Origin of the sequence: Gymnodinialimonas ulvae, assembly GCF_037543845.1 — a bacterium.
In the GTDB taxonomy this organism is placed as follows: domain Bacteria; phylum Pseudomonadota; class Alphaproteobacteria; order Rhodobacterales; family Rhodobacteraceae; genus Gymnodinialimonas; species Gymnodinialimonas ulvae.
Window position 1 is genome coordinate 497,403 of record NZ_JBBIFX010000001.1, and the last position, 25,734, is coordinate 523,136.

At 63.8% G+C, this 25,734-nt stretch carries 21 protein-coding genes; 12 read left to right on the plus strand and 9 right to left on the minus strand.

Annotated elements, in window-relative coordinates; all coding sequences use genetic code 11:
- The first annotated feature begins 12 nt into the window (after positions 1-12).
- The 4 genes from V8J83_RS02405 (at position 13) to V8J83_RS02420 (ending at position 6,565) form a co-directional block, all read left to right on the plus strand.
- Positions 13-1,038, plus strand: coding sequence for a TRAP transporter substrate-binding protein (locus tag V8J83_RS02405; RefSeq protein ID WP_339983124.1), 1,026 nt, complete (start codon positions 13-15; stop codon positions 1,036-1,038).
- A 68-nt stretch (positions 1,039-1,106) separates the two neighbouring features.
- A complete protein-coding gene (locus V8J83_RS02410) occupies positions 1,107-1,655 on the plus strand; it encodes a TRAP transporter small permease subunit (protein WP_339983127.1) in 549 nt (182 codons plus the stop codon).
- On the plus strand, positions 1,652-2,935 hold the full coding sequence (locus tag V8J83_RS02415; protein ID WP_339983130.1) for a TRAP transporter large permease: 1,284 nt from the start codon (positions 1,652-1,654) through the stop codon (positions 2,933-2,935). The genes V8J83_RS02410 and V8J83_RS02415 overlap by 4 nt, the downstream gene beginning before the upstream one ends.
- Before the next feature lie 69 nt (positions 2,936-3,004).
- Positions 3,005-6,565, plus strand: coding sequence for a hydantoinase B/oxoprolinase family protein (locus V8J83_RS02420; protein WP_339983134.1), 3,561 nt, complete (start codon positions 3,005-3,007; stop codon positions 6,563-6,565).
- Here the strand turns inward: V8J83_RS02420 and V8J83_RS02425 are convergent.
- The 4 genes from V8J83_RS02425 to V8J83_RS02440 form a co-directional block, all read right to left on the minus strand.
- Positions 6,550-7,188 (minus strand): hypothetical protein, encoded by a 639-nt coding sequence (locus V8J83_RS02425; RefSeq protein WP_339983136.1) that lies wholly within the window; start codon positions 7,186-7,188, stop codon positions 6,550-6,552. The two genes, V8J83_RS02420 and V8J83_RS02425, sit on opposite strands and share 16 nt — an antisense overlap.
- A 216-nt stretch (positions 7,189-7,404) precedes the next feature.
- Positions 7,405-9,936 carry a chemotaxis protein CheB gene (locus V8J83_RS02430; RefSeq protein ID WP_339983138.1) on the minus strand — a complete coding sequence of 844 codons (2,532 nt, stop codon included), beginning with the start codon at positions 9,934-9,936 and terminating at the stop codon, positions 7,405-7,407.
- 157 nt (positions 9,937-10,093) lie between these two features.
- Complete coding sequence (locus V8J83_RS02435; RefSeq protein ID WP_339983140.1) at positions 10,094-10,555, minus strand: hypothetical protein; 462 nt, start codon at positions 10,553-10,555, stop codon at positions 10,094-10,096.
- Positions 10,552-12,615 (minus strand): efflux RND transporter permease subunit, encoded by a 2,064-nt coding sequence (locus V8J83_RS02440; protein WP_339983143.1) that lies wholly within the window; start codon positions 12,613-12,615, stop codon positions 10,552-10,554. Before V8J83_RS02440 ends, V8J83_RS02435 begins: the two co-directional genes overlap by 4 nt.
- A 224-nt stretch (positions 12,616-12,839) precedes the next feature.
- Here V8J83_RS02440 and V8J83_RS02445 point away from each other — a divergent pair, with 224 nt between their 5' ends.
- From V8J83_RS02445 to V8J83_RS02475, 7 genes are all read left to right on the plus strand, one after another.
- Positions 12,840-13,733, plus strand: coding sequence for a LysR family transcriptional regulator (locus tag V8J83_RS02445; protein WP_339983146.1), 894 nt, complete (start codon positions 12,840-12,842; stop codon positions 13,731-13,733).
- A gap of 137 nt (positions 13,734-13,870) precedes the next feature.
- A complete protein-coding gene (locus V8J83_RS02450) occupies positions 13,871-14,338 on the plus strand; it encodes a formate dehydrogenase subunit gamma (RefSeq protein ID WP_339983149.1) in 468 nt (155 codons plus the stop codon).
- A 20-nt stretch (positions 14,339-14,358) separates the two neighbouring features.
- On the plus strand, positions 14,359-15,855 hold the full coding sequence (locus tag V8J83_RS02455; RefSeq protein WP_339985946.1) for an NADH-ubiquinone oxidoreductase-F iron-sulfur binding region domain-containing protein: 1,497 nt from the start codon (positions 14,359-14,361) through the stop codon (positions 15,853-15,855).
- 108 nt (positions 15,856-15,963) lie between these two features.
- Positions 15,964-18,870 carry a formate dehydrogenase subunit alpha gene (fdhF, locus tag V8J83_RS02460; protein WP_339983153.1) on the plus strand — a complete coding sequence of 969 codons (2,907 nt, stop codon included), beginning with the start codon at positions 15,964-15,966 and terminating at the stop codon, positions 18,868-18,870.
- On the plus strand, positions 18,867-19,673 hold the full coding sequence (gene fdhD / locus V8J83_RS02465) for a formate dehydrogenase accessory sulfurtransferase FdhD (protein WP_339983156.1): 807 nt from the start codon (positions 18,867-18,869) through the stop codon (positions 19,671-19,673). Before fdhF ends, fdhD begins: the two co-directional genes overlap by 4 nt.
- The gene (locus V8J83_RS02470) at positions 19,663-19,866 is read left to right on the plus strand and encodes a formate dehydrogenase subunit delta (protein WP_339983159.1); all 204 of its coding nucleotides are present in this window, start codon (positions 19,663-19,665) and stop codon (positions 19,864-19,866) included. Before fdhD ends, V8J83_RS02470 begins: the two co-directional genes overlap by 11 nt.
- A gap of 324 nt (positions 19,867-20,190) precedes the next feature.
- Positions 20,191-21,960 carry an IlvD/Edd family dehydratase gene (locus V8J83_RS02475; protein WP_339983162.1) on the plus strand — a complete coding sequence of 590 codons (1,770 nt, stop codon included), beginning with the start codon at positions 20,191-20,193 and terminating at the stop codon, positions 21,958-21,960.
- Between the two features lie 8 nt (positions 21,961-21,968).
- Here V8J83_RS02475 and V8J83_RS02480 read toward each other — a convergent pair whose 3' ends face one another.
- Entirely contained in the window at positions 21,969-22,595 is a 627-nt protein-coding gene (locus V8J83_RS02480; RefSeq protein WP_339983165.1) for a DUF1638 domain-containing protein, read from the minus strand.
- Positions 22,596-22,727: 132 nt separating this feature from the next.
- Here V8J83_RS02480 and V8J83_RS02485 point away from each other — a divergent pair, with 132 nt between their 5' ends.
- Positions 22,728-23,234 carry a hypothetical protein gene (locus tag V8J83_RS02485; RefSeq protein WP_339983168.1) on the plus strand — a complete coding sequence of 169 codons (507 nt, stop codon included), beginning with the start codon at positions 22,728-22,730 and terminating at the stop codon, positions 23,232-23,234.
- A gap of 58 nt (positions 23,235-23,292) precedes the next feature.
- Here the strand turns inward: V8J83_RS02485 and V8J83_RS02490 are convergent, their stop codons facing one another.
- From V8J83_RS02490 to V8J83_RS02505, 4 genes are all read right to left on the minus strand, one after another.
- Positions 23,293-23,466 carry a hypothetical protein gene (locus V8J83_RS02490; protein WP_339983170.1) on the minus strand — a complete coding sequence of 58 codons (174 nt, stop codon included), beginning with the start codon at positions 23,464-23,466 and terminating at the stop codon, positions 23,293-23,295.
- A 69-nt stretch (positions 23,467-23,535) separates the two neighbouring features.
- Positions 23,536-24,396, minus strand: coding sequence for an EamA family transporter (locus V8J83_RS02495; RefSeq protein WP_339983172.1), 861 nt, complete (start codon positions 24,394-24,396; stop codon positions 23,536-23,538).
- Positions 24,396-24,821, minus strand: coding sequence for a GNAT family N-acetyltransferase (locus V8J83_RS02500; RefSeq protein ID WP_339983174.1), 426 nt, complete (start codon positions 24,819-24,821; stop codon positions 24,396-24,398). Before V8J83_RS02500 ends, V8J83_RS02495 begins: the two co-directional genes overlap by 1 nt.
- 82 nt (positions 24,822-24,903) lie before the next feature.
- Positions 24,904-25,611: a corrinoid protein gene (locus V8J83_RS02505; protein ID WP_339983176.1), complete on the minus strand. Its 708-nt coding sequence runs from the start codon at positions 25,609-25,611 to the stop codon at positions 24,904-24,906.
- Positions 25,612-25,734: the final 123 nt, after the last annotated feature.

A 25,734-nucleotide genomic window follows, 5' to 3' on the forward strand; every position in this document is an offset into this window, starting at 1 on the left:
GGAGGATATCCCATGAAAAAGACACTCACCGCCCTCGCGGCCACAACCGCCCTTGTGGGCGCGGCGCAGGCCGAGGATCTCAACGTCGTCGGAAGCTGGTCGTCGCTGCCGCTGCACAACCAGTATGAAGCGCCGTTCTGGACCGAAACGCTTCCCAATGCGGGCGATTTCAATGTCGAGCTGACCACCCACAACCAGATGGGTTTGGGCCTGTCGGAGATTTACCCGCTGCTGGGACAGGGGGTTTATGACGTCGCGATGACGGTGGCCGATTATGCCGTGGGCGATGCGCCCGAGTTGGAAGGCCTCGATGTGCCGCTTCTGGCGCTGACCGCCGACGAGGCGCGCGCCATGGTCAATGCGGCGCGGCCCATGGTCGAGGAAATTTTCCGCGACCGCTTCAACGCCGAGGTTCTCGCCATCGCGCCCTATCCGCCGCAGGTCGTGTTCTGCAATGCCGAGATCAGCAGCCTCGCCGATCTCGAAGGGCTGCAGGTCCGCGCCTCGGGCCGAATGACCGCGCTCTTCCTCGAAGCTTTGGGGGCCGAGGGCGTGAACGTGTCCTTTTCCGAAGTGCCGGGCGCGTTGCAGAACGGTGTCGTGGATTGCGCCGTGACGGGTGCGGGCTCGGGCTATTCCGCCGGATGGTGGGAAGTGTCCACACATCTTCTGCCGATCCCGCTCGGCGGCTGGGACAGCGTTGTGACCGCGATGAATGCCGACCGTTGGGATGGCCTGTCGGCGGAGGCGCAGGCCACGATCGAGGCCGAGATCGCATCGGGCTTCGAGGACCCCGCCTGGGCCTCGGCGCAGGATGCGTTGGTCAACGATATCGCGTGCCTGACCGGCAATGGCGAGTGCACGGCGGGCGACGCGCGGGACATGACGTTGGTGGAGGTCTCCGACGCCGATTTCGAGCGTGCGCGTGAGGTTCTTGTGACGCAGGTGCTGCCTGATTGGGCCGAGCGCGCGGGCGGCGATTGGGCCGAGCGCTGGAACGCCTCGGTGGGTGAAGTCGTTGGCGTGACCATCGAGTGATCGACGCAATGGAGGTAGGGTTGCAAGGTTGCAACCCTACCTTAGAGACTTGATAAGAAAGCATAATCATGGAATTGGTTTTGATCGACCGCCTGCGCCGGATCAACCGCGCCGTGGCGTTGCTGGTGGGCCTTGGCCTGCTTGGGATGGCCGGTTTCGTGGTGTTCGACATCATCCTTCGCCAATTCCACGCGTCGTTCGGCGGGTCGGAGGAATTGGCGGGCTACGCCATGGCGCTGGCGACCAGTTGGGGCATGGCCTACGCGCTTTTGGAGCTTGGGCACATCCGCATCGACCTGATCCGCGCCAAACTGGGGCAGGGGATGCGCGCCGTATCGGACGTCTTCGCGATGGTCGTGCTGTCGGGCGTGGTCGTGACGGTGGCGATCAAATGCTGGCCGGTGGTCGAACGCGCCATCGACAACGGCAGCCGCGCCAACACGCCGCTGGCCACGCCACTGGCCTGGGTGCAGGTGCCGTGGTTTGCGGGCTGGGTGTGGTTCGCCTTCGTGTCCTGCGCGCTGACGCTGTGCATTCTCAGCCTTTTGGTGCGAGGCCAGGCCGCCTCGGTCGAGGCGCGCGCCGGGGTCTTTGCGGAACAGGATGAATTCCTATGATCACCTATGTCTCCGCCGGTCTTCTGGCGCTGCTGGCCCTGTCGATCCCCGTGGGTATCGTGTTGTTTCTGCTGGGGTTTGGCGTCGATCAGTTCTTTTCCACCTTCCCGCTGACGCGTGGCCTGGGCAATATGGTGTGGTCTTCGTCCAACTCCGCCACGCTCATCGCGATCCCGTTCTTCGTGCTTCTGGGCGAGGTCCTTGTCCGCTCGGGCGTGGCCACCCGCACCTATGCCGCCCTCGACCGCTGGGTCAGCTGGCTGCCCGGCGGGCTGGTCCACGCCAATGTCGCCACCGCGACGATGTTCTCGGCCACCTCCGGGTCAAGCGTGGCGACCGCCGCGACGGTGGCCACCGTGGCCATGCCGCAGGCGGAAAAACTGGGCTATGACCCCAAGCTGTTCTCGGGTGCGATTGCGGCGGGCGGCACGCTTGGCATCATGATCCCGCCGTCGATCAACCTGATCGTGTTTGGGTTTCTGACCCAATCGTCGATCCCGCAGCTGTTCCTTGCGGGGCTGATCCCGGGCCTTATCCTTGCGCTGACCTTCATGGCGGTGGCCGCGATCATCTGTGTGATCCGGCCCGATCTTGGCGGGCAACGGCGCCTTTTCCCGTTCCCGCAGATGATGCGCGCGCTTCTTGACCTGATCCCGATCCTGATCCTGTTCGGCCTGATCGTGGGCTCGATCTATCGCGGGTGGGCCACCCCGACCGAGGCGGCGGCGGTGGGCGTTTTGGGCGCCTTCGCGATTGCGGGCGCGTTTGGCGGCATAAACTGGATCATGCTGCGCGACAGCCTTCTGGGCACCGTCAAGATCACGGCCATGATCATGCTGATCATCATCGGCGCGTCGTTTTTGAACTTCACCATGTCTTCGGCGGGTCTGGGCCGTGAATTGACGGACTTCATGGAGGGTCTGGGCCTCGGCCCCACCGGCTTCATCCTGGCCGTTGTCGTCCTTTACATCGTGTTGGGGTTCTTCATCGAGACGCTGTCGTTGATGGTCGTCACCATCCCGATCATCGTGCCCATGGTCCTTGCGCAGGGCTATGATGCGATCTGGTTCGGCATCCTGATGATCGTTCTGATCGAGATGGCGCTGATCACGCCGCCCGTTGGCCTCAACCTTTACGTCGTGCAGGGCGCGCGCCGCTCGGGCAGCATCAACGAGGTCATGTTGGGGGCCGCGCCCTTCGCGCTGGTGATGCTGGCCATGGCCTTTGCGCTGATCGCCTTCCCGCAACTCGCCCTGTGGCTGCCCAACGCGCTGCAATAGCGCGCGGGCCCCTTGTCTTGAACACACCAATGCGGTCCAACCGGGCCGCACACCAAGAGGAACCATCCAATGAGCTGGCAATTCTGGGTCGACCGTGGCGGCACCTTTACCGATATCGTGGCCAAGGATCCCTCGGGCGCGTTGCACACGCACAAACTGCTTTCGGAGAACCCCGAGGCGTATCGCGATGCCGCCGTGCACGGGGTGCGCACGCTGCTGGGTCTGGGGGTCGATGACGCGATCCCGGATGGTGCGGTTGACGCCGTGAAGATGGGCACAACCGTCGCCACCAACGCGTTGTTGGAACGCAAAGGGGAGCGGACGCTTTTGTTGATCACCCAAGGTCTGGGTGATTTGCTGCGGATTGGGTACCAGAACCGCCCGCGCCTGTTTGATCTCAACATCGAGCTGCCGGAATTGCTCTACGAGGATGTCGTCGAAGTCACCGAACGCCTTGATGCGGAGGGAAATATCGAGACCCCTCTCGATGCCGCCGCCGCCCGCGCCGCGCTGCAGGCGGCCCATGATACGGGCTACCGCTCCGTCGCCGTTGCGCTGATGCATTCCTACCGTTTCCCGGACCACGAGACGACGCTCGGTCAGATCGCGGCAGAGGTCGGCTTCACGCAGATCTCGCTGAGCCATGAGGCCTCGCCACTGATCAAGCTGGTGGGGCGCGGCGATACGGCCGTGGTCGACGCCTACCTGTCGCCGATCCTGCGCCGCTATGTGGATCAGGTGTCCTCCGCGTTGGGTCGCGATACGCGATTGATGTTCATGCAATCGAACGGCGGGTTGACCGATGCGAGCCTGTTTCAGGGCCGCGATGCGATCCTGTCGGGGCCTGCGGGCGGCGTGGTCGGCATGGTCCGCACGGCGCAGGCGCTGGGTCACGACAAGCTGATCGGGTTCGACATGGGCGGCACGTCGACCGATGTGTGCCACTATGCGGGCGAATATGAGCGGTCGTTCGAGACGGAAGTGGCGGGGGTGCGCATGCGCGCGCCGATGATGTCGATCCACACGGTTGCGGCGGGCGGTGGCTCGATCCTGAGCTACCGCGATGGGCGGATGCAGGTCGGCCCGGAAAGCGCCGGGGCGAACCCCGGACCGGCGGCCTACCGGCGCGGCGGGCCGCTCACCGTGACCGATTGCAACGTGCTTCTGGGCAAGCTCCAGCCCGCGCATTTCCCGCCCGTGTTCGGCCCCAATGGCGATGAGCCGCTCGACGCCGACGTGGTGCGCGCGCAGTTCGAGGCCCTGCGCGCCGAGATCGGCAGCGATAAATCGGTCGAGGATCTGGCCGAGGGGTTCTTGCGCATCGCGGTCGAGAACATGGCCAATGCGATCAAGAAAATTTCCGTCCAACGCGGTTATGACGTCACGCAATATACGATGAATTGCTTCGGCGGGGCCGGGGGGCAACACGCCTGCCTTGTCGCCGATGCCCTTGGAATGGAACGGATTTTCATCCATCCCTTCGCTGGCGTCTTGTCGGCCTTTGGCATGGGGCTGGCCGATATCCGCGCCATGAAGGAACGCCAGATCGGCGCGCCGATCGCCCAGGATGCAGGCGCCGATATGGCCGCCCTGTCCGATCTGGCCCGCGCCGAGGTTGCGGGGCAGGGCATGGCGCCTGACCGGATCGAGATCATCGCCACCGCCCACATCCGCCCCCGCGGTGCGCAGCAGACGCTCGAAGTGCCCTTTGGCGATGCGCAGGCAATGACCGCCGCCTTCGTTGAGGCTCACAAACAACGTTTCGGTTTTGAGCCCGACACCTCTGACCTGCTTCTCGATGTGCTGGTCGCCGAGGCCGTCGGCCAAACCGGCGAAGGCGTGTCGATGCCCGATCCCGACGGCGCGGCACGCGCGCCTGTCGATGTGCCCTTGCATACCGGCGGCGCGCTGCGCGATGTGCCGCTTGTGGATCGCGCCACGCTGGCGCCTGGCGATCACGTCGATGGCCCCGCGATCCTGACCGAGCCCACCGGCACCAACATGATCGAAGACGGCTGGCGCGCGACCTGCGTGGCGGGCGGCAATCTTCTACTGGAACGCGTGGTGCCGCTGGAACGCGCCGAGGCCATCGGTACGGCGGTCGATCCGGTCATGTTGGAGGTGTTCAACAACCTTTTCATGTCCATCGCCGAGCAGATGGGGGCCACGCTTCAGAACACCGCCTATTCCGTGAACATCAAGGAACGGCTGGATTTCTCGTGCGCGATCTTCGATCAACGCGGCGATCTGGTGGCCAATGCGCCGCACGTCCCGGTTCATCTCGGTTCGATGTCGGAATCGGTGCGCACTATATTGCGCTTGAACGCGGGGAAGATCCGGCCCGGCGACGTGTTCATGATGAACAACCCGTTCAACGGCGGCACCCATCTGCCCGATGTGACCGTGATCACCCCCGTCTTCGATGCGGCGGGCCAGGACATCCTCTACACCGTCGCCTCGCGTGGGCACCACGCCGATATCGGCGGCAAGACCCCCGGTTCCGCCCCGCCCGACAGCCGTGTGATCACCGAAGAAGGCGTTGTGATCGACAATTTCCTACTGGTCAAACAAGGCGTTCTGCAAGAGGCCGAGACGCGCGCGCTTCTCGCCTCGGGTGATTATCCCTGTCGCAACATCGACGAGAACATGGCTGATCTCGCCGCACAAATCGCGGCTAATGCCACAGGCGTCGGCGAGTTGACCAAGATCACCGGCCAATTCGGCCTCGCCACGATCCACGCTTATATGGGCCATGTGCAGGATAATGCCGAAGAGAGCGTGCGCCGTGTCCTCGACGTGCTGAAAGACAGCGCGTTCACCTACCCGATGGACGATGGCGCGCAGATCCAGGTCGCGATCACCGTCAACAAAGCGGCGCGCGAGGCGACGCTTGATTTCACCGGCACCTCGCCGCAAAGCGCGCTGAACTACAACGCGCCGCTGGCGATTTGCCGCGCCGTGGTCCTCTATGTCTTCCGCACGCTGGTGGGCTCGGACATCCCGATGAACGAGGGCTGCCTGAAGCCGCTCAACCTGATCGTGCCGGAAGGCTCGATGATAAACCCGGCCTATCCCGCCGCCGTCATTTCCGGCAACACCGAGGTCAGCCAATCCATCGCCGATACGCTCTATGGCGCACTTGGCGTCATTGCGGGCTCGCAGGGCACGATGAACAATTTCGTCTACGGCAACGACCGTTACCAGAATTACGAGACGATTTGCGGCGGTACCGGGGCGGGGGACGGCTTTGACGGCACCTCCGCCGTGCATTCGCACATGACCAACACCCGCATGACGGATCCGGAGGTTCTGGAAAACCGCTTCCCGGTTCTTGTAGAAGAATTTGCCATCCGGCAGGACTCCGCAGGCGCGGGAACATGGCGTGGCGGCGAAGGCATCACCCGGCGTCTGCGCTTTGACGAAGCGACCACCGTCACGACGCTCAGCTCGCACCGCATCGAGGCCCCGCATGGCGTGGCGGGCGGCGGCGAGGGCGGGGTCGGCATCAACGAAGTCCATCGCGCCACCGGGCAGGTGGAGCGCTTGCAGGGCAACGATCAGGTGGAACTTGAACCGGGCGATGCCTTCGTCATGCACACCCCCGGCGGTGGCGGTTACGGCGTGCCCTGATCGCCAAGCTTGCGCAGCGCGCGCAGGGTCCGAAACTCCGTCTGTTCCGGCTCGGCCGCCAGCAAGGGTTGGTTTTCCAGCTGCTGCGAATAGGATCGCCGTTCCAGCCGGTTCAACTCGCGCTTGACCAGCTCCACCTGGAACAGCAGCCGATCCTTGGAGGTCCGCAACGTCTCAAGCGACGCGCCGATGCAGCTGTCCTGCGGTTCGGTGAACACCGACATTTCGTTGAGCGTTGCAATATTGACGGCCGGCAGCAGCACCCAATCCAGCGCATCGCGATACACCTGACTGGTCAGCGCCTCGAGCGGATAACTGAACCCGTCCTCGGTTTTCAACGCGCGGTGCGGATTGCCGGCAATCGCCGCGAACCGCACCAGCGCGCGCGCCGGTTTGTCGGCGTGATGCGAATACAGCACCCGCAGCTGCCGCAGCGACAGACCCGGTAGCCATATTTCCTCGTCGGGATTGGAAAACACACCGTTCGTTGTCCTGTCCCGAAACTCGGCTAGAACCTGCGTCAGACGGTCACTGATTTCACAGCAAAACACCTCGTCCATCGGCTTTTCGTTGGAAAAGGTGATCCGATGCCGATGTTCGGGCTTCGAGATCACAATCGCCACGGGAACCCAAGGGCCATCTCGGGATGCATGGGACAATGTGATGGAAAGCCCGTCTTTGAAAGAATGATCGGGCAAACGGGACTCCAGGGCAAACATGATTAAAAAGACTAATTATAACATTTGATTTAATGAATCGTTAATTCTTGGTAACGCGTTCGCGATGTCGCGTCTCGCTATCCCTCCGTCACTGCGGACCGCAACGCTTGAACGCGCCCGTCAATCATGGGCCGAAGCGTCGATCAATGTTGCCACCACTCCGAGCACTTCGTCGGTCTGGTTGCGAAATGGCGTCACGGTCAGGCGCTTGTCGATCCCATCAGCCTGAAATTGCAGGACTTGTTCCTCGCGCAACCGGAAGACTTCATTGCACACCGCCGCCAGTTGCGCGCTGTTTTCGGGCAGGGCGCATTGCGACAGGTGCACACCGGTCGGCGGAAGGTCGTTGATTTTGAACTGCGTCATCGCCGATTGCGACGCGCGCCGCACGATCAACGCCTGATCGATCACCAGAACCGGGAAGGGGACCACCTCCAAGGTGGCGACCAACTCGGTCGAGACCCGTTGCAGCTCGGCGGAATTGACCTGCAATTCCTCGTTCACCGTGATCAGTTCTTCGTTGGTCGATTGCAGCTCTTCGTTGGAGGTCTCAAGCTCTTCGTTGGTGGCCTGAAGCTCTTCGTTGGTCGATTGCATCTCTTCGTTGATGGATTGCAATTCCTCGTTGGAGGTCTGCAATTCCTCGACCGTTTGTTGCAGGGCCTCGCGCGTCTGGCTGATCTCAAACTCCATCTGACGGATGTAGTCGCGTTGCTCATCGCGGCTGAGGTCCTCGACATTCGTGACCTGCACCTCCGTGGCGCGCGTCTCGATCGCGACCAGAACGTGATCCTCGCCGTAATCCGTGCTGGGAAGCGGGTAGCACACGGCGCGCACTTCGGTGGCCTCCTCGCCTTCCAGGCTCTGCCAGCGACCCGCCCGGCGCGCCTTGCTCTTGAGCGCGGTCGTGTACAGGCTTGCGATGTCGTCGCGCAGCGGCCTGCGCAGGTTGCGCACACCGATCCACAGCGGCGCATTTTCGGTCATCTGCGTAAACGAGGAGATGTCGCCGATGATGCGCACCATCTCGCCACCGCGCGTGACGATGAAACCGTTGGCCGCCACAACGCGGGCCAGCGCATCGAAGGTGCCATGGGGCGAGACCTGCGGGATCGGCGCCTGGCCGGGGCGCGGCAGGCTCGGTGTCGGCGTCCAGCGCCCGAAGGACGTGTTGCCCGTATCAAAGGCCGGGACCGAGTTTTGGCCCATTCGGCGCTTGGAATAGATCTTTTCGCTGCCCGCGCGGGTCTCGAACAGGGTTTCCATGTTCCCCACCGTCTCCGACGTGCCCAGAAACAGCAGCCCATGGTGGTTCAACGCGTAATGCATCCGGTGCAGGACGCGGCCCTGCAGGGCGGTGTTGAAATAGATCAACACGTTGCGAAGGCTCACGAAATCGAGGTTCAGGAATGGCGGATCGTGGAAGATGTTATGCAGCGAGAACAGCGTGATCGCCTTCAGCTCGGGCACCACTTCGATCCGGCCGTCATGGATGGTGAAATAGGTCTCCAGCAGGTCATCGGGAATGTCCGCGGCCGCCGTGATCGGGTAGACCCCGCGCCGTGCCACTTCCAGCGCGCGGTCGTCGATGTCGGTGGCAAAGATCTGCACCCGGGACTTGCGCAGCTGGTCCAGCCCGCCAAGCGCTTCGGCCAGCATGATCGCGATGGAATAGGCCTCCTCGCCGGTGGCGCAGCCCGCCACCCAAAGCCGCAGATGCCCGACATCGCGGTCCTTGACCATATGTTCGAACTCGCCGCGCAGCTGGTCGAACTGGGTCTTGTCGCGAAAAAACCGCGTGACCGAGATCAGCAGGTCGCGAAACAGCGCGTCCACTTCGGTCACCGAGGTGCGGCAGAACGAAATGTAATCGTCGTAATCGTTGATATCGAGGGCCGCCATGCGCCGGTTGATGCGCCGGGTGACGGTGGCCTCCTTGTAGTCGCGAAAATCGACGGAAGTGCGCGCCAGGAGGATCTGAAAGATATCCGACAGTTTGCTGGGGCGCTCGTTGAGGCGGCGCAACTGATCGAAATCGCGCGGCTGCGCCAGGATCTTGGTCAGGTGCTGGCCGATTTGCTCGGGCGACAGCGTCAGGTCGATACACCCGGTCTCGGCGGCGGAGGCGGGCATGCCGTCGTATTTCGCCGTCGCGATGTCCTGCGCGATGGTGATGCCACCGGCCTCACGGATCGCTTTGATCCCGTAGCTTCCGTCGCTGCCGGTACCCGACAGAACCACGCCGACGGTCCGCTCTCCGGCCTCTTCGGTCATGGATTTGAACAGCCGGTCTGCCGATGGTTTCGGCGAGGCGCTGTGCCCGCTCGGCTCCACCAATTTCAGCATCCCGTCTTCGAGGATCACGTCCGAATTCGGTGGCGTGATGAAGATCGTGTTGGCCACGGGCTTCGTCGTGCCGTTCAGTTCGACCACCGGCAACGGCGTCTCGCGCGAGATCAGCGTCGTCAGCAGGCTCTTGTGCGTTGGCGACATGTGCTGCGCCAGCACGTAGACCGCGTTCGCATCGGGCGGCAAGTTCTGTACCAGCGAGGACGCGGCTTCCAGCCCGCCCGCCGACGACCCGATCCCCACGAAAAACAGGGAAGGGTCCAAACCGGTCGATGTGTCGATGTCCTGTTTGGCCTCGGCCATGCGGCGTCTCCCCGGTGCGGTGCGTGTGTCGGCCGCTTAGGGCTGCAGCCTACGGGGCACCCCCGGCCCGCACAACGACGCGCAACGGACCGGCAACATGATTTCAGGGGGCATGGACAGAAAGACACCAACAGGGGGAGGTCATTTCTGCAACAGGTCAGCGCGGCTCGAACGACAACGCCCCGGTCAGGCGCTGCGGCCCCAGCGCCTGCATCTCCACGATCAGCGCGCCATCGGTGCCCGGCGCAAAGGCCACGCCCTGCCCATCGCCCGACGCCAAATCGACCCGCGCATCCGACGCCGTGCCGGAAACAGCAACCACGTCCGACGCGGCGCCCGAGAACACCACCTGACCCGAGGCGGAGCCGCCCGTGATCGCGATCTGCCACTCGCCGGTGAACCGGCCTTGCACGGTCGCGCAACCCAGCGTGCCGGTCCAATCGCTGGCCGAAGCCGCCGCCGCCTCCAACGTACAGCGGATCCGCAATTGCGCCCCGTCGGGTGCTGTCAGGCGCGCATTGGTGCGCCATTCGCCCGACATCCACGCCGCGATCTCGGCCGCCGCCGGCATCGCCAGCACCGCAAGGCCCGCGCTCAGGAGGAGTGTCTTCAACGTCATCGTTTCACCATTCGTATCAGGGACGGCAGAAAGCCTAGGTCAACCAGCAACGCCATCCAGAGCGAGAAGATCACGAATGCGCCAAATACCGGCAGGCTCGCGGTCGCGCTGACCACGGTGGCAAGGAACCCAAGCGACATGATCAGGGTCGAGGCCACCATCGGCGGGCCCGCATGGGCCAGCGCCTCGGCCACCCGCGCGTCCACGTCCCCCTTGGCCAACCGCCACCGGTTCAGGAAATGGATCGTGTCATCCACCGCAATCCCGAACGCCACCGTCAGCGCGAAGGCCACCGTCATCGTCATCCCCTGACCGGTCACGACAAGGGCTGCCTCGATCGCCATCATCGGCATCGCGCTCACCCCCGTGGCCAGCATTGCCAAAACCAACGAGCGCTGCGAGATCGCCACCACCGCCAGGATCGCCAGAAGTGCGATGTAAAAGCTCTGCCGCATGCTCGCCACGGTCTCCGGCACCACCTCGTGCGACAAAAGCGATTGCCCGGCCAGCTCGGTCATCTCGCCCATGCCGGTCTCGCTCAGCGCGGCCTCTAGCGCCTCCAGTTCCGCGCCGAACTGCTCCGGCTCCGTGCCAAGCGGCAGCAAAACGGGTAACGCCAACGCCATGCGGTCCTCGGCCTGGAACCGCTCGGGCATCTGCGGCGTGCCCTCCGACATCTCGCCGATGCCGCTGAAGGCAATCTCGGCCACGGCGGCCAATCCCGGCGCGTCGGCCTCTGACAGGCCCGGCGTGCCATCGGCATCGTCCACCACCACGAACAACGACGCGGAGCCAAGCCCCTCCGCCTCCATGTAGATCAGGTCCTGCCCAAGCGGGCTTGCGTCGCGCACATGTTCCGACAGCGAAAAGGTCGGCGCCGCCCGATTCAGCGTCGGCACAAATGCCAGCACCACCAACGCCCCCAGTGCCACCGCAAGGCCGGGCCGCCGCAGGCCTGCGCGCGCGGGCCGGAGCGCGCCATCGAATCTCCGCAAATCCGGCAGCGCCTCCTGCGCCAACAGCCGCGCGAGGATCGGGAACACGAGGCAGACGGCGGCAAATCCGCAGGCCACCGCCACCGGACCCCAGAACGCCAGCCCCAGCAGCGCATCCGTGCCCACGAAGCCGAAACTCCCCAGCGCCAGCGCCGAGGTCAGCGACGTCATGAAGGCCGCGGGCAAGACCTCACGCAGGGCCCGGTCCAGGCCCATGCCGCGCTCGCGGCTGGCATAAAACAGGTGCAGCGTGTCCGCGAAGGCCAGCACCATCACCAGCGTCGGGAGCGTCGCCAACCAAGGGTCCAGCGCGCGCCCCGACCAGCCCAGAAGCCCGGTGAACCACAACACGCCGCAGATCGCGGGCACCGCGCAAACGAGGATCGCCCGGAACGAGCGCACGATATACCATCCCACAAGGATGCAGATCAGCACCGCCAGGGGCGTCACGACCGCCTGATCCCGGATCAAACTGGTTGAGATCTGGCGCTCCACCGCCTGCTGACCCACTGCGCGGACGTCGAGCGGGGCCGCCGCCGCCGTCAGCTCGGGCAGAAGCTCTGCCAAGGCGCCCGGCGCCACGCCCTCGGCGGCGATCACGTGCAACAACGCCGCGCTCCGGTCATCGCTCACCAGCGCCTGCGCCGCTGAGCCGGACCCCAGGAATGTCTCGAACCGCGCGGCCAATGGCGCGTCCGGATCGGCCAGGATCAGCGGCGTCGTGACCCCTTCGGCGGGGATCGAGAACAGGCTGACCACCTCCGCCACGCCGTCGCTGAATTGCAGATCGAGGATCAGGTTTTCCAAGGCCGCGAAGGCGTCTTCATCGGCCAGATCCGGCGCGCGCACCAACAGCGCCTCGTCCGACACTCCCAGCCCGAAGCGGTCCTGGAACCGGGCGTAATCGAGAAAGCCTTGGCTGTTGCCCTCCAGCGCGCCGATCACATCGGCCTCGACCTCCAGATCACGCGCACCCCAGATCGCGACCGCCGTCAGCAGCAGCGCAAAGGCCCCAGCCAGCCACAGCCGCCAGCGATGGCGCGGTGCCGCACGTGTTTCGCTCATGCCTCGGACCCGTTGTTTCTTGTCGACATTACCACGGCGCGCCGCGGTCTGGGCGCCTGGTTTCGGTGACCGGCCAGATAGGGCGCAGGGCCGGGTTGGCGAGGGTGGCTGTACGGGGAAGGGCGGCGGGCTTTCGGCATGGATGCGCGGGAAAACCCGGGCCGCTGTGGTATCGATCAGAATTTTCGATTGAACATAGCGTCTGCGATTGGCAAAAGCCTTGTATGATCAACAAGCTCGAAATGTTCATCGCCGTGGCCCGCGAAGGTCACTTTGGCCGCGCCGCCGAAAGCCTTGGCCTGACCCAGCCAACGCTTTCCACCGGCATCAAGCAATTGGAAGAGAGCTTGGGCGTACAGCTGATCTTTCGCGGCTCGCGCTATGGCGGCCTGACACCGGAGGGGCAGCGGGCGCTGGTCTGGGCCCGACAATTGGTCAGCGATGCCCGCACCTTCCGGCAGGAAATGCGCACCGCCCGCCATGGCCTCAGCGGGATTGTCCGACTTGCCGTCATTCCCACGGCGCTGACCTGGGCCGCGCGGCTGTCGGCGCAGTTTTCGCAGGCCCACCCCAACGTGCGCTTCACCATCCTCAGCCGAACCTCGGTCGAGATCTTGAAAATGCTGGAAAATCTCGAAATCGACGCCGGTCTCTCCTATCTTGACAACGAACCGCTCGGGCGCGTCTCGGTTGAGCCGCTCTATCGCGAACGCTACACTCTCGTGGCCCACCGCGACAGCGATCTCGCCTTGCAGGACAAAATCCAGTGGGAGGATCTGGCCGGCGAACGCATCTGTCTTCTGACGCCCGACATGCAAAATCGACGGATCATCAACGAAGCTTTCATGGAGGCCGGGATTTCCCCCGAGGCGCAGGTCGAATCGAACTCCACCGTGGTCCTGGCGGCCCATGTCGAGGCGGGCGGCTGGGTCACCGTGCTGCCCCATGACATGGCGCATTTCCTGTGCGCCGGTAAACCGCATCTGGCGATCCGCCCGATCGAGGGCGGCGGCATGGACCACTCCGTCGGCCTCGTCGCGCCCTACCGCGAGCCCCACACGCCGATCATCGAGGCGCTGATCCGCGAAACCCGCACCATGGCCGATTTTTCGGGCTGAATCTCGGCAACATGTCGGATTTCGACCGGTACATGTCCGATTGCATACATTGGTATTTTCAATCGACTGACGGGATATCAATATTGAAACGCGATTAAAAACCCTGCATCCTGAGTACGAAAGCTCCGGAGCTCGCCATGACAGCCACAGCCGCCCCGTCCGAGACCGCCGAAATTCAGGCGATCCTCGACAAGAATATTACCCTCGAAGGCCCGCTTCTGCCGATCCTGCACGATGTGCAGGCCACGTTCGGTTGTGTGCCTGACGCGGCGCGCGCGCCCATCGCCGAGGCGCTCAACATCACGCAGGCCGAGTTGCACGGCGTGATCTCCTTCTACCACGACTTCCGCCGCGAACCGGCGGGCCAGCACGTGCTCAAGATCTGTCGCGCCGAGGCGTGTCAGGCGATGGGCGCCAATGCGCTCTCCGACAAGGTGCTCTCGATGCTTGGCCTCGACTGGCACGGCACCTCCGCCGATGGGCGCATCACGGTCGAGCCGGTCTATTGCCTCGGGCTCTGCGCCTGTGGCCCGGCCGCGATGGTCAACGGGCAGGTGCGCGGCCGCGTCACCGCCGAGACGCTGGTGTCGGAGGTCTCTGCATGAAGGCCCGTCAGGATGACAAGATGAAAGTCTACGTGCCACGCGATGCTGCCGCCAAGGCCCTCGGCGCAGATGCCGTCGCCGCCGCGTTCGAAGCCGCCGGGGCGGAGGTCATCCGCAACGGCTCACGCGGCATGACCTGGCTGGAGCCGCTGGTCGAGGTTACGCGCGACGGCACCCGTATCGGCTATGGCGCGGCCACACCTGCCGATGTTCCCGCCATCCTTGACGGCTCCGCCGAAACCCTTGGCCCCGTCGAAGAAATCCCGTTCTACGCCAGGCAAAACCGCCTGACCTTCCAGCGCTGCGGCGTGATCGACCCCGTGTCGCTTGCCGATTACGAGGCCCATGGCGGCCTCGCGGGCTTGCGCCGCGCGGTCGCCATGTCCGACGCCGAGATCGTGGCCGAGGTCACCGCCTCCGGCCTGCGCGGGCGCGGCGGGGCGGGCTTTCCCACCGGCATCAAGTGGGAGACGGTGCGCAATGCCGACGGCCTGCAGAAATACATCGTCTGCAACGCCGACGAGGGCGACAGTGGCACCTTCGCCGACCGCATGATCATGGAGGGCGACCCGTTCTGCCTGATCGAAGGCATGGCGATTGCAGGCCTCGCCGTTGGTGCAACCAAGGGCTACATCTACCTCCGCTCAGAATATCCCGACGCCATCGAGGTGATGGAAGCCGCGATCAGAATTGCGCGTGAAAACAATATCCTCGGCGCCGTTCTTCATTCGGAGCACGCCTTTGATATCGAGGTCCGCGTCGGCGCGGGCGCCTATGTCTGCGGTGAAGAAACCTCGCTTCTCAATTCGCTCGAAGGCAAGCGCGGTGTGGTCCGCGCCAAGCCGCCGCTGCCTGCGCTCGAAGGCTTTCTTGGCCGGCCCACCGTGGTGAACAACGTCATCTCGCTCGCAACGATCCCGGTGATTTTCGAAAAGGGCGCCGAGCATTACGCCAGTTTCGGCCTGGGCCGCTCAAAGGGCACGATGCCGATCCAGATCGCGGGCAATGTGAAACACGGTGGCCTGTTCGAGACCGCCTTTGGCCTGCCGCTCGGGGAACTCGTGAACGATGTCGCGGGCGGCACCGCGTCGGGTCGCCCGGTCAAGGCCGTGCAGGTTGGCGGACCCCTCGGTGCATATTTCGCGCCCGAGAAATTCGACACGCCCTTTGCCTATGAACCCTTCGACGGGGCAGGCGGGCTGATCGGGCACGCGGGCGTGGTGATCTTTGACGACACCGCCGACATGTTGGGCATGGCGCGGTTTGCGATGGAATTCTGTGCCGTGGAATCGTGCGGCAAGTGCACGCCGTGCCGCATCGGGGCCGTGCGTGGGGTCGAGACCATCGACCGGATCGGGCAGGGCGACGTGTCTGCGATCCCGCTTCTGGTGGACCTGTGCGAAACCATGAAAGACGGCTCGCTCTGCGCACTCGGCGGCTTCACGCCGTATCCGGTGATGAGCGCGCTGGAGCAGTTTCCCGAGGAGTTTGCCGGTGCAAGGGAGGCTGCGGAATGACAAGGCTTCTTGGTTTTGCGCCGACTGCGTCGTCGCCCGAGGAGAGGGGCGCTGCCCTTCGCGCTCCCCGAGGTATTTTTGAAGCAAAGAAGGCGGAGTGCGTTTGATATGAAAGATTTCATCATCCCCAATGATCGGAAAATCTTCGACGATCGCGATATGGGCACGCCTGCTGTTGATGGCGCACCGGTCACGCTGACGGTCGATGGGTTCGAGGTTACCGTTCCCGAGGGCACCTCCGTGATGCGCGCTGCTGCCGAGATCGGCATGTCGATCCCGAAACTCTGCGCCTCTGACAATCTCGAAGCGTTCGGCTCTTGCCGCCTGTGTGTGGTGGAGATCGAGGGGCGGCGCGGCACGCCCGCCTCTTGCACAACGCCGGTGGCCGAAGGGATGGTGGTGCGGACGCAATCGTCTAAGGTGAAGAAGATCCGCAAGGGTGTGATGGAGCTTTATATCTCCGATCACCCGCTTGATTGTCTGACCTGTGCGGCCAATGGCGATTGCGAATTGCAGGATATGGCGGGCGCCGTGGGCCTGCGCGATGTCCGTTATGAGGCGCCCGAGGGCGCGGGGCTCGCCAACCATTTCGAGGCCCGCACCGGTGTGCAGGACAATCCCGAGTGGCTGCCAAAGGACGACAGCAACCCGTATTTCACCTACGATCCGTCGAAATGCATCGTGTGCAACCGCTGCGTGCGCGCCTGCGAAGAGGTGCAGGGCACCTTTGCGTTGACCATTGAGGGCCGGGGCTTCGACAGCCGCGTCTCGGCCGGGGGGCCGGACAACGATTTCCTGACCTCCGATTGCGTCTCTTGCGGGGCTTGCGTGCAAGCTTGCCCGACCGCGACGTTGCAAGAGAAATCCGTGATCGAGCTTGGCACGCCCGAGCGCTCCGTCGTGACCACCTGCGCCTATTGCGGGGTGGGGTGCTCGTTCAAGGCGGAGTTGAACGGTGACGAATTGGTCCGCATGACCCCCTATAAGGGTGGCGAGGCCAATCGCGGCCATTCCTGCGTCAAGGGTCGCTTCGCCTGGGGCTATGCCAACCACCAGGACCGCATCCTGTCGCCGATGATCCGCGACAGCATTGATCAGCCGTGGAAGGAAGTCAGCTGGGAAGAGGCGATGGATTTCACCGCCAACCGCCTGAAGTCGCTGCAACAAAAGCACGGCCGCAAATCCATCGGCGTCATCACCTCGTCGCGCTGCACCAATGAGGAAACCTACCTCGTGCAGAAACTCGCGCGTGGCGTCTTCATGAACAACAACACCGACACTTGCGCGCGGGTCTGCCACTCGCCCACGGGCTACGGTCTGGGTCAGGCTTTCGGCACCTCCGCCGGCACGCAGAATTTCGACAGCGTCGAGAAGGTTGATGTCGCCGTGATCATCGGCGCCAACCCGACCGATGCGCATCCCGTCTTCGGCAGCCGCCTGAAGAAACGCGTCCGCGCGGGCGCCAAGCTGATCGTTATCGACCCGCGCAAGACAGACGTGGTCCGTTCCGCCCATATCGAGGCGTTGCATCACCTGCCGCTGCGCCCCGGGACCAACGTGGCCGTCGTCACGGCGCTGGCCCATGTCATCGTCACCGAGAAGCTCTACGACGAAGACTTCATCCGCACCCGCTGCGATTGGGACGAATTCCAGGACTATGCCGCATTCGTCTCCGATCCGCGCCACTCGCCCGAGATGACCGCCGTTCTGACCGGCGTCTCGGCGCAGGAGCTGCGTGCGGCCGCCCGGCTTTACGCCACCGGCGGCAACGGTGCCATTTACTATGGCCTCGGCGTCACCGAGCATTCCCAAGGCTCCACGACCGTCATGGGCATCGCGAACCTCGCCATGATGACCGGCAACATCGGCCGCGAGGGCGTCGGCGTGAACCCGCTGCGGGGCCAGAACAACGTGCAGGGCTCCTGCGACATGGGCTCGTTCCCCCATGAGCTCCCCGGCTATCGCCACGTCAAAGGCGATGAGGTCCGCGCAATTTTCGAGAGCAAGTGGAACGTCAAGATCGACCCCGAACCCGGCCTGCGCATCCCCAACATGTTGGACGCCGCCGTCTCGGGCACGTTCAAAGGCCTCTATTGCCAGGGCGAGGATATCCTGCAATCCGACCCCGACACCCACCATGTCCAGGCCGGTCTCGCCGCCATGGAATGCGTCATCGTGCATGACCTCTTTCTCAACGAGACGGCCAATTACGCCCATGTCTTCCTGCCCGGCTCCACCTTCCTCGAAAAGGACGGCACCTTCACCAATGCCGAGCGTCGTATTAACCGCGTGCGCGAGGTGATGAAGCCCAAGCAGGGCTATGCCGATTGGGAGGTTACGCAGCTTCTGGCGCAGGCCATGGGGGCCGATTGGAACTACACCCATCCGTCTGAAATCATGGACGAAATCGCGGAAACCACCCCCGGCTTCGCCAACGTCAATTACGACATGCTGGAGGAACGCGGCTCGGTCCAATGGCCCTGCAACGACGCGGCCCCCGAAGGCTCGCCGACCATGCATGTCGACGGTTTCGTGCGCGGCAAGGGGCGTTTCATCAACACCGAATATGTCGCCACCGATGAACGCACCGGCCCGCGCTTCCCGCTCCTGCTGACCACCGGACGCATCCTGTCGCAATACAACGTGGGCGCGCAGACCCGGCGCACGGAGAACTCCGTCTGGCATTCCGAGGATGTGCTTGAAATCCACCCCCACGACGCAGAAGTGCGCGGCATCAAGGAGGGTGACTGGATCAAACTGGCGAGCCGTGCGGGCGAAACAAGCCTGCGCGCGACGCTCACCGACCGCGTCGTGCCGGGCGTCGTCTACACGACCTTCCACCACCCCGATACGCAGGCCAATGTCATCACCACCGACTTCTCCGACTGGGCCACGAATTGCCCGGAATACAAGGTCACGGCGGTGCAGGTCGGCCTGTCGAACGGGCCCACCGAATGGCAGCGCGAGTATAACGAACAGGCGGCGATGTCGCGGCGGATCGAGGCGGCGGAGTGAAACCGACCCGCTCCATATCGGCGCAGGCCCTCGGCCCCGAGGGCGCGCGCGATGTGGCGCGGTCGCTGCCCGAAGAGGTGCCAGTGGCCGTCACGGTCAACGGTTCCACCCAGGCCGTCATGATGTGCACCCCCGCCGACCTGCGCGATTTCGCTACCGGTTTCGCCTTCACCGAAGGCTTCGCCACGCCCGATCAGATCGAAAGCCTCGACATTGTTGAGACCGATCACGGCATCGAAGCCCGTTTCTGGGTCCCCGACGCCATTGCTGATGCGCTCGGCGAACGTCGCCGCGCGATGATGGGCCCCGTCGGCTGCGGCCTTTGCGGGATCGATTCACTCGAACAGGCGCTGCGCGATTTGCCGGTGCTGGGGCAGGGTGGCTCTATCGGGCTGGCCGAGGCCGCCAAGGCGCCGGACGCCCTGCGCGGCCATCAGCCGCTTCACGACCTCACACACGCCGTCCATGCTGCTGGTCTTTTGCTCGGCAACGGCCTCATCCTCGCCCGCGAGGACGTGGGCCGCCACAACGCCCTCGACAAGCTTATCGGTGCGGCTCTGCGTGATGGTCATGACCTCAGCCAGGCCGCCATCGTTCTTACCTCCCGTGTTTCCGTCGAGATGGTCCAGAAGACCGTCCTCGCCGGATGCCCGATCCTTATCGCCGTCTCTGCCCCCACGGCCCATGCCGTGCGTCTGGCTGAGGCCGCAAACCTCACCATCGCCGCCTTCGCCCGAGATGGGCGCCTTGAGACCTTCACCCATCCCAACCGTATCGACCGGAGCAAGATCCATGCCGCATGAAAAGCTCACCCGCATGGCCAATCAGATCGCCACCTTCTTCGCCACCCAACCGGGCGCGGATCAGGCCGAGCGCGTGGCCGGCCATCTGAAGGATTTCTGGGGCCCGGAAATGCGCGACGCGCTCAAGGCCCATGCTGCCGAGGATGACAGCGATCTTGCCCCGCTCGTGCGCGACGCGATCCCGCTGATCTAGGCGCGGCCTGACCGACTGTCGGACCCGTCCGCCAAACCTGTCCATCAGACGGCAGCTGCGCCCCTTGGGACACATCTTGCCGCGTGTTCCGGCCAGCGCGCGAACTCCGTTTACCTGAAGACTGTTTCGCGAAAAACCCCGTTCATCCATACACATATGCGCTCCAATGACCGCATCTCGCCGCGCAGAACTGCGGCGGTCAAACCCCGTTCATCTGCCGCATATCCGGTCCGCTGAACGCGCCTTCGCATCGCTTGAGGCCCTGCGCGGTCCGGGGTAGGGTTCCAATATCCGAATTGCGGTCTCATTATACGGAACCAAACCATGTCCAAAACCCGCGCCAATCGCCGCTATCGCAGCCAGGAATGGTTCGACAATCCCAACAATCCGGGCATGACCGCGCTCTATCTCGAACGCTATCAGAACCAGGCGTTTACCAAGGGTGAGTTGCAGGCCGAAAAGCCGATCATAGGCATCGCACAAACCGGCTCTGATCTGGTGCCCTGCAATAAAATCCATGTTTTCCTGATGGATAGGATCAAGGCGGGTATTCGGGATGCGGGGGGTATCCCGCTCGAATTTCCCGTCCATCCGATCCAGGAAACCGGCAAACGCCCCACCGCCGCGCTCGACCGGAACCTGCAATATCTGTCGCTTGTCGAGGTTCTGCACGGCTATCCCATCGACGGCGTCGTGCTGACCACGGGCTGCGACAAGACCACGCCCGCCATGCTCATGGGGGCTGCCACGGTCGATATCCCTGCCATCGCGCTCAACGGCGGCCCCATGCTCGACGGCTGGTACAAAGGCAAGCGCGCAGGCTCCGGCACCAGCATCTGGGAAGGCCGTCGCCTGATCGCCAAGGGCGAGATTAATTACAATGAATTCATGGAGTTGGCCTGCGCCTCTGCGCCGTCTCTGGGCCATTGCAACACCATGGGAACTGCCTCCACGATGAACGCGTTGGCCGAAGCTCTCGGCATGACCCTTCCCGGCGCCGCAGCCATTCCCGCGCCGTTTCGCGAGCGGATGGAGATGGCCTATTTGACCGGTCGCCGTGCTGTCGAGATGGTCGAAGAAGACCTCAAGCCATCCGACATCCTCACCCGCCAAGCCTTTGAAAACGCGATCAAAGTCAACACCGCCATCGGCGGATCCACCAATGCGCCGCCCCACCTTCAGGCGCTTGCCCGCCATGCGGGCGTCGCGCTGCACGTCACCGATTGGGAGGAGATCGGCCATGCGTTGCCGCTTCTCGTGAACATGCAACCCGCCGGAGAATACCTCGGTGAAAGCTTCTACCGCGCCGGCGGCGTCCCCGCCGTGATGGGCGAATTGATCGCCGAAGGCCTGCTGGACGGCTCCGTGATGACCGCCAGTGGGCAGCCGCTTTCGGATACGCTTGCCGGTATTCGGTCGCTGGATCAGGATGTTATCCGTCCCGTCGTCAACCCGATGCGTGAGAGTGCTGGCTTCGCGGTCCTGTCCGGCAACCTCTTCGACAGCGCCTTGATGAAGACCTCGGTGATCTCCGAAGACTTCCGAAATCGCTTCCTCAAGGACAACAAATACGAAGGCCGCGCCGTTGTTTTTGAAGGGCCCGAGGATTACCACGACCGCGTCAACGACCCCGATCTTGCCGTTGATGAGCGCTCGATCCTGTTCATCCGCGGTGTCGGCTGCGTCGGGTATCCCGGCTCTGCCGAAGTGGTGAACATGCAGCCACCTGACGAGCTTATTCGCAATGGTATCAGGCACTTGCCGACCGTCGGTGACGGGCGGCAATCGGGCACGTCGGAGAGCCCGTCGATTCTGAACGCCTCGCCCGAAGCCGTTGTTGGCGGTGGATTGGCCTATTTGCAGACCGGGGATCAGGTGCGGCTCGACCTGAATGAAGGGACGTTGAACGCGCTGGTGCCGGAGGCGGAATGGGAGGCGCGCAAGACTGCGTGGACCCCGCCGGAGATCGAACACCAGACACCTTGGCAAGAGATCTACCGCGCCCACGTCGGGCAACTTGCCGATGGCGGGTGCCTGGAGCTGGCGACGGCGTATCAGCGCATCGCGAAGGACCTGCCGCGCGACAATCACTAAGGCATGGCTCAAAGGCGCATCAGCGCGGTTTCCAGATCGCCATACCCCGTAAAGCGGCGCTCGAACGCAAGGCCGAGCGCCTCCGCATGGCCGCGGGCCAGGTCGGTCAGGCCCGGGTCGTCGGTCTGTGCCTGATAGACGAGTTTTTCGTAATTGCCGAAATACATGTCGCGCAGCTCGGGGAAGCGGTCGAGGCCGAGGGGTTTGGTGACGAAGGCGTCGAATTGGCGGACCAGAAAGTCGGTAAGGTAGAAGGCCGTCATCTCGTCACGGGCCGCAAATGCCGCGTTTCCCTCGAAAAAACTGTAACAATGCGGACCTTCGAGCATCTCGATGCCCAATTCCGCGCATTTGGCCTGTAACAAACCGCCGGTGCCGCAATCGGCATAGAGGACGTAGACCTGCGCATACGCACGTTCGCGTGCGCGAAACGCAGAGGCGACCGCGTCGGGGATGGCGTCGGGCGTGTTGTGCAATTTCGCGGGCAGGCACTGGAGATCCAGATGATCCCAGCAATTTATCCTTTTTAAAGCAAGCACTTCGTGGGCGAGAGCGCCGCACGCCAACAAAAGCACGCGCCCGGTTTTGCGGGCTTGCATCCCATGCTCCACCAGATTTTCGTCACTCACTTGCATTGAAACACCTCTCACGTGCCTGTGCGCTCACGCGGCCGTCAATTGAGCGAAGCGCCCGGTGCGGTGATTGTGGGTCCAGCCAAGACACACGGCGATCACGCCACCGACATACCACAAAAGGGACCCGACAAAATGGCAAGCACAACCACCAACCAGACCGCATCCGCCCTTCCGCGCATCTCCGCTGACACGATCGTTTTGATCCTGTTGTCGGGGGCCGCCGCTTCGATGTCCTTCGACATCTGGGGCAAGGTGGTCGCACCGCTTCTGGGCTTTGGCGGGCTTGCACCGGTCGGCCTCGCGCGCGGCTTTCTGGGCGCGCTCGGCCTGCCCAATGGCGCGCCTTATGGCAACCTGATGCACCTGTTTCTGGTGGGCATGATCGCCTATCCGGTGGGCTGGCTGTTCATCGCGCGGCCGATCTTTGCCAGGGTTCTGCCAGGCCTGCATTGGACAATCGCCTCGGCGCTCTACGGTGCGGCGTTGTGGGTGTTCGCGATTGGCTTCATCGCCTGGTTCGCCGGCAACCCGGCCTTCCTTGGCTTCGCCCGGATCACCTGGGTCGCACTGGCCGGTCACGTGCTGTACGGCGTCGTGGCAGCAGCCACGGTGGTCTATCTGGAAAAGCGCACGGCCTAAGCCGGACGCAGCGGAATAAAAGGGACGGGTCGCAGCGAGGCGGCCCGCCCTTTGCGTGTCAGAGCTTGCGCACGAAGCTCCATGATACAAGGCTGAGCATCGCGCCGACTCCCAAGGGTGCGGCCATCGCCCAGAACCCGTGGCCCCAGGCCAGCGCCAGCCACAGCAGCAGTGCGGAGCCCGCGAGGGCCAGGAAGAAAAGCCCAAAGAGAATGCGGAATTGGATGTTCATGTTTGTCGTCCTCACGTTGTTTTAAATGCGTGAGATGGAGCGATTTTTTCGCGTGCCAAGCGCGGCGGATTAACGCGGCCCGGACAGGCGCGGCGCAAGGACGGCCAGCGCGATGCCACACAGGATCACAAGGCCCGCAATGGCCTCAAGCCCGGTGATCCTCTCGCCCAAGATCAGGGCGGCGGTGGAGATGCCGACGACCGGGATGCCGAGGGCGAAGGGCGTGACCTGTGCGGCGGGGTGGCGCGACAGGAGCGCGCCCCAGATCGAGTAGCCGACGATGGTCGAGGCAATCGCGACATAAAGCACCGCGCCCCAGCCGGACGTGTCCATGGCGGCGATGGTGGCAAAGGGGGCGGGGCCTTCGAACGCTGCCGACATCGCCAGCATGGGCAGGGGCGGAATGAGGCTCGCCCAGACGAACAGCGCCAGCATGTTGACCCCCGGCAGGCGGCGCAGGATCAGGTTGCCGCACGCCCATGACAGCGCGCCGCACAGCACCAGCGTGAGACCCCAAAGCGTGATGCTGCCGCCGCCGATCAGGGCAAAGCCCGCCACGCCCGCGCAGGCCAGTGCGATGCCCGTAGCCTGCAACCACGTCACGCGTTCGCCATATACCAGTGCGGCGAGAAGGATGGTCAGCGGCGCCTGGCTTTGCAGCAGGAGCGAAGCCAGCCCCGCGGAGGCATCGGCGCGCATGGCCGAGAAGAGGAAGGCGAATTGGCCCATGTTCAAGAGCGCCCCGACCCCAAGGATCGCAAACCAAGAAGCGGGGCGTTTGAACAGGAAGATGAGCGGCACAAGGATCGCAAAGCGCAGGCCGACGAACAAGAGCGGCGGCAGCGCATCGAGCGCCAGTTTCATCGCGGTGAAGTTCGTACCCCAGACCAGGATCACCACAAACGCCAGGGCCAGATCGCGGGGCGGCATCATCGGGCGGGCACGGGCGCGCTGAACATCGCAAGGCGCGTGCCGGTGCGGGTCCAGCCGAGACTGTCGTAGAAGGCTTCGGCCATATCCGTCGGGTCTGCAACGACCCAAATCTCGTTGCATCCAAGGCTGGCGGCATGATCTGAGAGCCGCGCAATCAAGGCGGTCGCATAGCCGCGGCGACGATGCGGCCCCGCGATGCCCAATTCATTGATCCACATCTGAGGCGGTTTGTCTGGGTGATGGTAGTGCATGCCCGTGATCATGCCGACGATCTGGCCTTCGACAGCAGCCACGGCCATGTGCAGGCGCGGATCGGCGAGGTAGCTGTGCAGAAGGTCAGGCTGCGGCGGGGCGTCGAAGACATCGGCGTGCAGGTGGTCGAACAGGGATGCGTCGTCCGGTCCGGTCAGGATGATCTGCATCTGTGCGCGCGCCTACCAGTGCCCAAGTGAAAAAACCCGCGCGAGACGTTCCCGCGCGGGCCAATGCTAGAGGCAGCGTGGCTCAGGCGCCAGCGGCGAGCTGATTGTGCTTGCGCGCGACGAATTGCTTGGCGGTTTCGACCGCCACGGCGGCATCGCGGCAATAGGCGTCGGCGCCGATGGCCTTGCCGAATTCCTCGTTCAATGGCGCGCCGCCGACCAACACGATGTAATCGTCGCGAATGCCATGTTCGTTCATCGTGTCGATGACGACCTTCATGTAGGGCATGGTCGTGGTCAGCAGGGCGGACATGCCGAGGATGTCGGGTTTTTCGGTCTCCAGCGCCTCGAGGTAGGCCTCAACGGCATTGTTGATGCCCAGATCGACCACCTCAAAGCCTGCGCCTTCCATCATCATCGACACAAGGTTCTTGCCGATGTCGTGGATGTCGCCCTTGACGGTGCCGATCACCATCTTGCCGACGCGCGGCGCGCCGGTCTCGATCAGCAGCGGCTTCAGGATCGCCATGCCACCCTTCATCGCGTTGGCGGCCATGAGGACTTCGGGCACGAAGAGGATGCCGTCGCGGAAGTCGTTGCCGACGATGGTCATGCCGCCCACCAGCGCTTCGGTCAGGATGCGGTAGGGTTCCCACCCGCGCTCCAGCAGGATATTGACCCCTTCCTCGATCTCCTCCTTGAGGCCGTCATAGAGGTCGTCGAACATCTGCGCGACGAGGTCTTCGTCGTTGAGTTCGGACAGGATGATATCGTCGTCTTCTTCAGACATGGGCCTTCTCCATGACGTGTCCTGCGCGCAGTCGGACGGTTGGCTTTTGAAAATTGGTAATCTTTTCGGCGGGCGACACATGGCGAATTGCGACATGGGGCGTCTGCGCCGCGACCTGCCTTG

What these genes read in the sequence shown, in the direction of transcription:
- V8J83_RS02405 (WP_339983124.1), top strand. Translation starts at nt 13, where the DNA reads ATGAAAAAGACACTCACCGCCCTCGCGGCCACAACCGCCCTTGTGGGC.
- V8J83_RS02410 (WP_339983127.1), top strand. Translation starts at nt 1,107, where the DNA reads ATGGAATTGGTTTTGATCGACCGCCTGCGCCGGATCAACCGCGCCGTG.
- V8J83_RS02415 (WP_339983130.1), top strand. Translation starts at nt 1,652, where the DNA reads ATGATCACCTATGTCTCCGCCGGTCTTCTGGCGCTGCTGGCCCTGTCG.
- V8J83_RS02420 (WP_339983134.1), top strand. Translation starts at nt 3,005, where the DNA reads ATGAGCTGGCAATTCTGGGTCGACCGTGGCGGCACCTTTACCGATATC.
- V8J83_RS02430 (WP_339983138.1), bottom strand. Translation starts at nt 9,936, where the DNA reads ATGGCCGAGGCCAAACAGGACATCGACACATCGACCGGTTTGGACCCT.
- V8J83_RS02435 (WP_339983140.1), bottom strand. Translation starts at nt 10,555, where the DNA reads ATGACGTTGAAGACACTCCTCCTGAGCGCGGGCCTTGCGGTGCTGGCG.
- V8J83_RS02440 (WP_339983143.1), bottom strand. Translation starts at nt 12,615, where the DNA reads ATGAGCGAAACACGTGCGGCACCGCGCCATCGCTGGCGGCTGTGGCTG.
- V8J83_RS02445 (WP_339983146.1), top strand. Translation starts at nt 12,840, where the DNA reads ATGATCAACAAGCTCGAAATGTTCATCGCCGTGGCCCGCGAAGGTCAC.
- V8J83_RS02450 (WP_339983149.1), top strand. Translation starts at nt 13,871, where the DNA reads ATGACAGCCACAGCCGCCCCGTCCGAGACCGCCGAAATTCAGGCGATC.
- V8J83_RS02455 (WP_339985946.1), top strand. Translation starts at nt 14,359, where the DNA reads ATGAAAGTCTACGTGCCACGCGATGCTGCCGCCAAGGCCCTCGGCGCA.
- fdhF (WP_339983153.1), top strand. Translation starts at nt 15,964, where the DNA reads ATGAAAGATTTCATCATCCCCAATGATCGGAAAATCTTCGACGATCGC.
- V8J83_RS02470 (WP_339983159.1), top strand. Translation starts at nt 19,663, where the DNA reads ATGCCGCATGAAAAGCTCACCCGCATGGCCAATCAGATCGCCACCTTC.
- V8J83_RS02475 (WP_339983162.1), top strand. Translation starts at nt 20,191, where the DNA reads ATGTCCAAAACCCGCGCCAATCGCCGCTATCGCAGCCAGGAATGGTTC.
- V8J83_RS02480 (WP_339983165.1), bottom strand. Translation starts at nt 22,595, where the DNA reads ATGCAAGTGAGTGACGAAAATCTGGTGGAGCATGGGATGCAAGCCCGC.
- V8J83_RS02485 (WP_339983168.1), top strand. Translation starts at nt 22,728, where the DNA reads ATGGCAAGCACAACCACCAACCAGACCGCATCCGCCCTTCCGCGCATC.
- V8J83_RS02490 (WP_339983170.1), bottom strand. Translation starts at nt 23,466, where the DNA reads ATGAACATCCAATTCCGCATTCTCTTTGGGCTTTTCTTCCTGGCCCTC.
- V8J83_RS02495 (WP_339983172.1), bottom strand. Translation starts at nt 24,396, where the DNA reads ATGCCGCCCCGCGATCTGGCCCTGGCGTTTGTGGTGATCCTGGTCTGG.
- V8J83_RS02500 (WP_339983174.1), bottom strand. Translation starts at nt 24,821, where the DNA reads ATGCAGATCATCCTGACCGGACCGGACGACGCATCCCTGTTCGACCAC.
- V8J83_RS02505 (WP_339983176.1), bottom strand. Translation starts at nt 25,611, where the DNA reads ATGTCTGAAGAAGACGACGATATCATCCTGTCCGAACTCAACGACGAA.